This window comes from Grimontia celer, from assembly GCF_900055185.1.
GTDB classification, from domain to species: domain Bacteria; phylum Pseudomonadota; class Gammaproteobacteria; order Enterobacterales; family Vibrionaceae; genus Enterovibrio; species Enterovibrio celer.
The window spans coordinates 1-566 of the sequence record NZ_FIZX01000049.1 but is presented as its reverse complement, the minus strand read 5'-3'; the positions used below and the strand labels follow the sequence as shown (position 1 = coordinate 566).

Sequence of the window (566 nt, the reverse complement as noted above, 5' to 3'; positions counted from 1 at the left end):
ATAAAGCATGAACCGACCTCAGGTATTCAAACGTTTTCTAGATTGATAAAAAGGAGCGATATTCTACCTGTTTTCATAGCCTGAGAAAACGTTTTTGGGATTTTTCGAAAAAGCTGTTTTTAATTAATATAGATAAGATCTTTAAGGAGATCTTTTATTAGATCTATTATTAGGATCGAGGGTATCTGTGGATAAGTCGAAAATGATCAACGAGATCATGGATCTTTTTTGGATCAAATGATGTGATCTAACTTTGATCAGGATGAGGATTAGCTGGGATCAAAATAGCTACTTATTCACAGGTGGAAATTAGCCTAAAACTTGTTATTTGGATAACTATAGGTTAATCACCGTATATGTATGATCTTATCCACAGCAGAAATTGAAAATAGATCGCTAATTTTCGATGTTTTTGAAAAAAAGTTATTCACAATCGCGATGTTCAGAGACAAAAAAAGCGGCATAAGCCGCTTTTTGAGAGAGGAGAGAGGTTAAAACTGGTCGCTATGATCGTTAAACCAAGCTTCTGCTGCGTCTTCTGGTACCGGAGTTTCCAATACATCGAT

1 pseudogene is annotated in these 566 nt (G+C 35.3%); it reads right to left on the bottom strand.

Annotated elements, in window-relative coordinates:
* Positions 1 to 491: 491 nt before the first annotated feature.
* Positions 492 to 566 (bottom strand): annotated as a pseudogene (locus tag GCE9029_RS26430) (FMN-binding protein MioC); the annotation flags it as partial.